Raw genomic sequence first — 5046 nt, 5'->3', positions numbered from 1 at the left:
GTCATCACTTCATAGGTGCCGTCGCTATGGACCGTGCCCTCCAACACGGTGCCTTCCTCAGCGGTATTGGAAATCGTCACCACCACCTCGGACATAGTCGTGTGGCCCGGTCTGGATCAGTTCGTCGCGAGTGAAACTGTCGACCACGTGCCCGACCCAATGGGTGCTCGAGCCGGGGGAGGCGCTGTCGCGTTGTAGCCAGGCGTCGAACAGGTCGTCGATCTCGAGCAGACGCCCGCTGGTGCGATCGTCGACACCTAGCCAGGCGTCTTCGCCGCAACGGACCCGCACCAACGCCAGTCCGGTCGCGGTTTCGATGCCGGTCAACGGTGATCCGATCCGCTCGGTGGGCACCGACACCAGCGGAGCCGGGCCGAGGCAACCGGCGAAGGGGGTGCCATCATCGAGTGTCGTTCACGCCCGCTCTCGAGATCGGAGGCCCTATGACCGTGTCCAGCAGTGAATCCCTCGACAGGCGGCGAGTGTTGGTCACCGGCGGTACCAAGGGCGTCGGCGCAGCCATCGCGCGTCGCCTCGCCCAGGCCGGCGCAACGGTTCTCGTCACCGCCCGCAGCCGTCCCGCCGACATCGAGGACAAGCTCTTCATCACCGCCGACCTGTCCACCGCCGAGGGCGCCGCCCACGTAATCGCCGAGGTAGACGACCGTTTGGGAGGCATCGACATCCTGGTCAACACCCTCGGCGGTTCCGAGGCGCCGGCCGGTGGATTCGCCGCTCTCGACGACGACGACTGGGCCACGGAGCTGAGCATGAACCTGATGGCCGCCGTCCGCCTCGACCGCGGCCTGCTGCCCGCCATGATCGCGGCCGGTCACGGCGTGATCCTGCACGTCACTTCCATTCAGCGCCGCATGCCGCTGTGGAACGGCACCCTGGCCTACGCGGCTGCCAAGGCCGCGCTGACCACCTACAGCAAGGGCCTGGCCAACGAGGTCGCCCCGCGCGGCATCCGCGTCAACACCGTCTCGCCCGGCTTCACCCAGACCACCGCCGCCGACAACCTGATCGCCCGGATCGCCCAGGACGCCGACATCACCCAAGACGCCGCCCTGAGCCGACTCATGGACTCCCTCGGCGGCATCCCGCTGGGCCGCCCCAATCGACCCGAGGAAGTCGCCGAACTCGTCGCCTTCCTGGTCTCCGACGGCGCCTCGGCCATCGTCGGCGCCGAGTATGTCATCGACGGCGGTACAACCCCGACCGTCTGACCACCGACCCCCAGGAGGGGAACCACCGTGACCACCAATCAGGTTCTGGCGCAGATAGCGTGATGTCGCTGGTCTGGGCGTTGCCATTCGGCCGCTGTCACTGGTATTGATGGCGGGCGTGCGCTGGTGATCTGATTCGAAAGCTGTTGCCGCACTTGAACTCTGTCCTTGCGGTGATGTTCGCGGTGACGAAGATTCGCTGGTCGTGGAGGCTGTCGTTGCCACGAAGATGGCCCAGTGCCCGCAGTGCGCGACCGTTTCCGGGCGCGTGCATTCCCGCTATCAGCGTCGCCTGGCCGACGCGGCCGTGGCCGGGCGCGAGATGGCCCTGCATCTGGTGGTGCGGCGGTTCTCTGTGCGAACAAGGATTGTGCGGCAAAGACTTTCGTCGAGTGGGTCGATGGGCTCACCACGAGACGGTCGCGACGGACATCCACGCCCCCGTTGAATTCAGACCACCGAAATCGTCGTCCTATCCGGCGACTAGGTTGGGGGACAGAACCTAGTGGGCTCATCTCACACTGCGAGACCATCGTGGCCGGACTCTCGCATAAGCCGCTGATCTCAGCATCGGCGGACCATTGCCAAGACTCGGAGGTGCTCAATGCCGCAAAGTCAGGTCCGGATCGGGGTGGGGCAAGTGCGAAATCCGATGTTGGCCGAGGGAGCGATTCACGGCCAATCCGCGCAAATCGAAGTCGATCGGTTCGGGCACGTGAAGCTCACAGGTCCGGTCGTAGAAGAGCTGGTTCCATTCATTTCCGAGGCTGCGTTCACTACCGATCCATTCGATTGGGCACGCACACTTCCGCAACGCGTGCCCCGTTTGTCCTGGCGGTACATCACCGAATGCGGAGGCAAGGCGGCGCCGGTTGGGCCCACGTTCGCGCCGTCATTTCCGGCCGGGACCATTCGCGAAATCCCCGACCGGGTGGCGGCACCCGGGCGAGAGTTCCTTCTGACCTTCTGCCAGCGCACTAACACCGAGCTTGTGATACACATAGCCGCCGACGGTCGGGTGCTTGGTGCAGAAGGGTATGGTAATCGCTTTTCCGAGACGATCACCGTGGACGGCGTCGACGTACGGTTCGGCGACGACCCGGAAAGGTGGGCGCGAGGCGACGCGTCGAGGATGTCGGGCGACTTTTGTACACGCCTCGAGATCGTGGGTCGGACCCACATTCCCGCTCCAGGTTTCGACATCGCAGCGGATACGCTGGCAGGCAGTATCGGTGTGACCGCATCCGGAGATGTCGTGCTCATCGGCGACATCGAACGCCTGGCCCAGCCACTCGTAACGCCGCAGGGGGCGGTGTCGTTCGCCCAGGACCCGCTCATGTGGTTGCGGCGCCAACCCAACGCCCCCTGGGTGACGATATTCCCGCTCGCCGAGCCGCATTGATCTTGTATTGACTCGGGCGAGCTGCCGCCTCCCAATGAGACCTTACTGACCGCGGGCCTAACCGTCGAACGCGTGGCGTTCCCAACAGCACAGAAGCGTTCGACGCGATGACACTATTGGTCGTCGGTCAGCCATCTTGCGCTTTTGTTCAATGCAACCAGCCGAGGAACGCGTGAATGTCGATAAAGTCGTGTATGTGTAACAACTCGTTAGGTTCCCCGACGCGTCCGGCAGAACACTCCCGGTCAGGTCCCACAGAGCGAAATCGCGTATCTCACATTCGGCGGGAGAATCCTCGCAAAACGTCGGCGGGTTTCGAATCTTGGGCGTCATCAGTAAATGGTTCTGGCACCGTAGGAGTCGGTTAGCGTGGTGCGGCTGCCGGAACCATCGGGGTGGATAACGTAGTCGAAGTCGGTGTTCAGGATGCCGTCGGTGCCGCGTTGGTGAATTACCCGGCCCGCCGCATCGTAGGAGTTGACCATCTGGTTGCCGTTGGAGTCAGTCCACGACAACATCCTGTGTTCGCGATCGTAGGTGTAGTAGGTGGTGGACCCACTGCCGTTGGCGACGGAGCTGAGCTCGCCGGCCTGGTAGCCGAATTCCCTTACTTGGGTGGCGATTTCCTCGCCGGACGGGTCAGTGCCTAACACCGACAGTGCGGTGACGCGACCATCGGCGGTGTCGACCCGTACTCGATACCCTCCGGAGTGAGTCACCTCGATGGGCGTCCCGCTGCTGCTGTAGCGGAAGTGGATGGATCCAGTTCTGGTGGCGATCGGTGATTCCGGTGATCGCGTAGTTGCCCAGCGAGGTATCGATGCCGCCGAGCCCGGAGTTGGGGTGGAAGTGCCAGATTATTTCGCTGTCAGGGTCGGTGATGCGGTACCCGCCATCCTCCATACGGGTCAAGGTCCAGCGTTGACCGCCGTTGAGAGGAGTTACCGCGACATTCGGCGCGGTGTGGGGGTAGGTGAGCAGGATCCCGTCCTCGCCGAGGAAGGTGACACCGTGTTGATCCACGATGATCCGCATGTCCAGCGTCGCCGACCAGGATGGACCGAATCAGCGACCGAACCGGTAACGGCGCCGCAGCACCAGCGCCAGGACACCAGGGAGGTCGAGATCGGTTTCGGATAGTAGGAATTCGCCGGTCGCGAAGTCGACCGGGTCATCTGACTCGGTCACCTCCTTGGCCTTCTGGGTGTCTTTAGGATCGCTCTCTCGCGCTGTCGTTCCTGCGGGCAGGGTGGTCAGTGAGTGGTCGAGGCACCGGACGACGGCGTGATCGAGGTCGTGCGGCTGATCGGTGGCTTCGTTGTCGTCGAGCCTGTTGGCGGTACAGTTGTGACGGTCGTGGTTTGGGGGGACGTCTTGGGTGCCCCGACGACGATCGACCGCGCTTTCCCTCGCCACTCGCTTGGCAGGTCGCCCTTCGCTGACTTCGCGACGGTGTAGGTGTCGCCGTGGTAGTCATGAGCGGCATACAGTGTGGCGATCTTTTCAGCTCGATTGAATACCGAGATCGTGGCGGCATCGATGTGCTGGTTGGACAGGTCGGGCGAACCGATGGTGAACAACGACATCTTTCCGGTGCCTTCACTTCCGGTGAACAGGCACGTCCAGCCGGTGGGGCAGCGGTCGTAACCAGTGCAGCCACCAGTTGTGTTGCACCACTTGTCTGTCACGCTGATGAAGGTCTTTCCGCTGACCTTGGCAGGTTCCCCGCCCTTTCCATTCTCCAGGACCACATCATGTTCTTTGTCAGGGGCAGCGCCCAACTGGTCGAGCAGCAAGGTGCAGGCTTCGCTCAACGCGATCCCGGTGGCGGCCACGATCAGCGCTGCGGTGACCGTCGTCCCCGCCCGTAGCTTCGTCGCGACGGCCTCCACAACGGGTACGACCATCTGACAGGTGACGTCTTTGGCCACCTCGGTCGCTTCTCCCGGCTTGCAGCCAATGATCCCGAATCCGACCATGATCGCGAACAACGCCACGAACAGCTTCTGCACCGAACCAGCGTGCACGCGTATTCATCACTCGCGCAAGGTCCTTTCGGGCAGACCGCCCACGTGTCGGGCGTGGCGCGTTCCTGTGCCGAACGAACCTTCGGCGCTCGCGAGCCGTGCGTGACTCGATTGGAGCTTGATTTCTGCGGGCGCGCAGATGGGAGGTTTGCGGTACTTTGTCTGGGGCACAGTGGATTTCATCGTTGCTAGATTTGGTCGTGCGAAGGAGGCTGCGTGCATCTTCGGGTGGGGGCAGATCCTCTAGGTCGAAGGACGTGTGGCTCACGGTTAGGTCGCACGTCCTTCTGAAACTTTCCATGGCCGCGCTGTCACCGGCCGCGCCGACGCGGCCCATCGATCCGGCCATGCCGTGACGAGTCAAGGCGCGCAGAAACTTTCGGCTTCG

8 protein-coding genes are annotated in these 5046 nt (G+C 63.3%); 3 read left to right on the top strand and 5 right to left on the bottom strand.

Going from position 1 to position 5046, the window contains the following annotated elements; genetic code table 11:
• Positions 1 to 57 precede the first annotated feature (57 nt).
• Complete coding sequence (locus tag ON44_RS34085; RefSeq protein WP_157187408.1) at positions 58 to 354, bottom strand: hypothetical protein; 297 nt, start codon at positions 352 to 354, stop codon at positions 58 to 60.
• An 89-nt stretch (positions 355 to 443) separates the two neighbouring features.
• Between ON44_RS34085 and ON44_RS34080 the strand changes: the two genes are divergently transcribed.
• The 3 genes from ON44_RS34080 to ON44_RS34070 all read left to right on the top strand — a co-directional run bounded on the left by ON44_RS34080 (position 444) and on the right by ON44_RS34070 (position 2631).
• A complete protein-coding gene (locus ON44_RS34080) occupies positions 444 to 1229 on the top strand; it encodes an SDR family oxidoreductase (protein ID WP_040698313.1) in 786 nt (261 codons plus the stop codon).
• A gap of 229 nt (positions 1230 to 1458) precedes the next feature.
• A complete protein-coding gene (locus tag ON44_RS54185) occupies positions 1459 to 1677 on the top strand; it encodes a transposase family protein (RefSeq protein ID WP_373283244.1) in 219 nt (72 codons plus the stop codon).
• Between the two features lie 156 nt (positions 1678 to 1833).
• Positions 1834 to 2631 carry a hypothetical protein gene (locus tag ON44_RS34070; RefSeq protein ID WP_040698310.1) on the top strand — a complete coding sequence of 266 codons (798 nt, stop codon included), beginning with the start codon at positions 1834 to 1836 and terminating at the stop codon, positions 2629 to 2631.
• A 332-nt stretch (positions 2632 to 2963) separates the two neighbouring features.
• Here the strand turns inward: ON44_RS34070 and ON44_RS34065 are convergent, their stop codons facing one another.
• The 4 genes from ON44_RS34065 to ON44_RS34055 form a co-directional block, all read right to left on the bottom strand.
• Entirely contained in the window at positions 2964 to 3284 is a 321-nt protein-coding gene (locus tag ON44_RS34065) for a hypothetical protein (protein WP_040698309.1), read from the bottom strand.
• Positions 3271 to 3666 carry a hypothetical protein gene (locus tag ON44_RS50735; protein ID WP_040698307.1) on the bottom strand — a complete coding sequence of 132 codons (396 nt, stop codon included), beginning with the start codon at positions 3664 to 3666 and terminating at the stop codon, positions 3271 to 3273. Before ON44_RS50735 ends, ON44_RS34065 begins: the two co-directional genes overlap by 14 nt.
• A 30-nt stretch (positions 3667 to 3696) precedes the next feature.
• On the bottom strand, positions 3697 to 3819 hold the full coding sequence (locus tag ON44_RS52950) for a DUF6531 domain-containing protein (protein WP_245567452.1): 123 nt from the start codon (positions 3817 to 3819) through the stop codon (positions 3697 to 3699).
• A 65-nt stretch (positions 3820 to 3884) separates the two neighbouring features.
• On the bottom strand, positions 3885 to 4643 hold the full coding sequence (locus tag ON44_RS34055; protein WP_245567451.1) for a peptidase inhibitor family I36 protein: 759 nt from the start codon (positions 4641 to 4643) through the stop codon (positions 3885 to 3887).
• Positions 4644 to 5046: the final 403 nt, after the last annotated feature.

The sequence above is a fragment of the Nocardia vinacea NBRC 16497 genome (genome assembly GCF_000308835.1).
In the GTDB taxonomy this organism is placed as follows: domain Bacteria; phylum Actinomycetota; class Actinomycetes; order Mycobacteriales; family Mycobacteriaceae; genus Nocardia; species Nocardia vinacea.
This window is presented reverse-complemented; position numbering and strand designations above follow the sequence as displayed.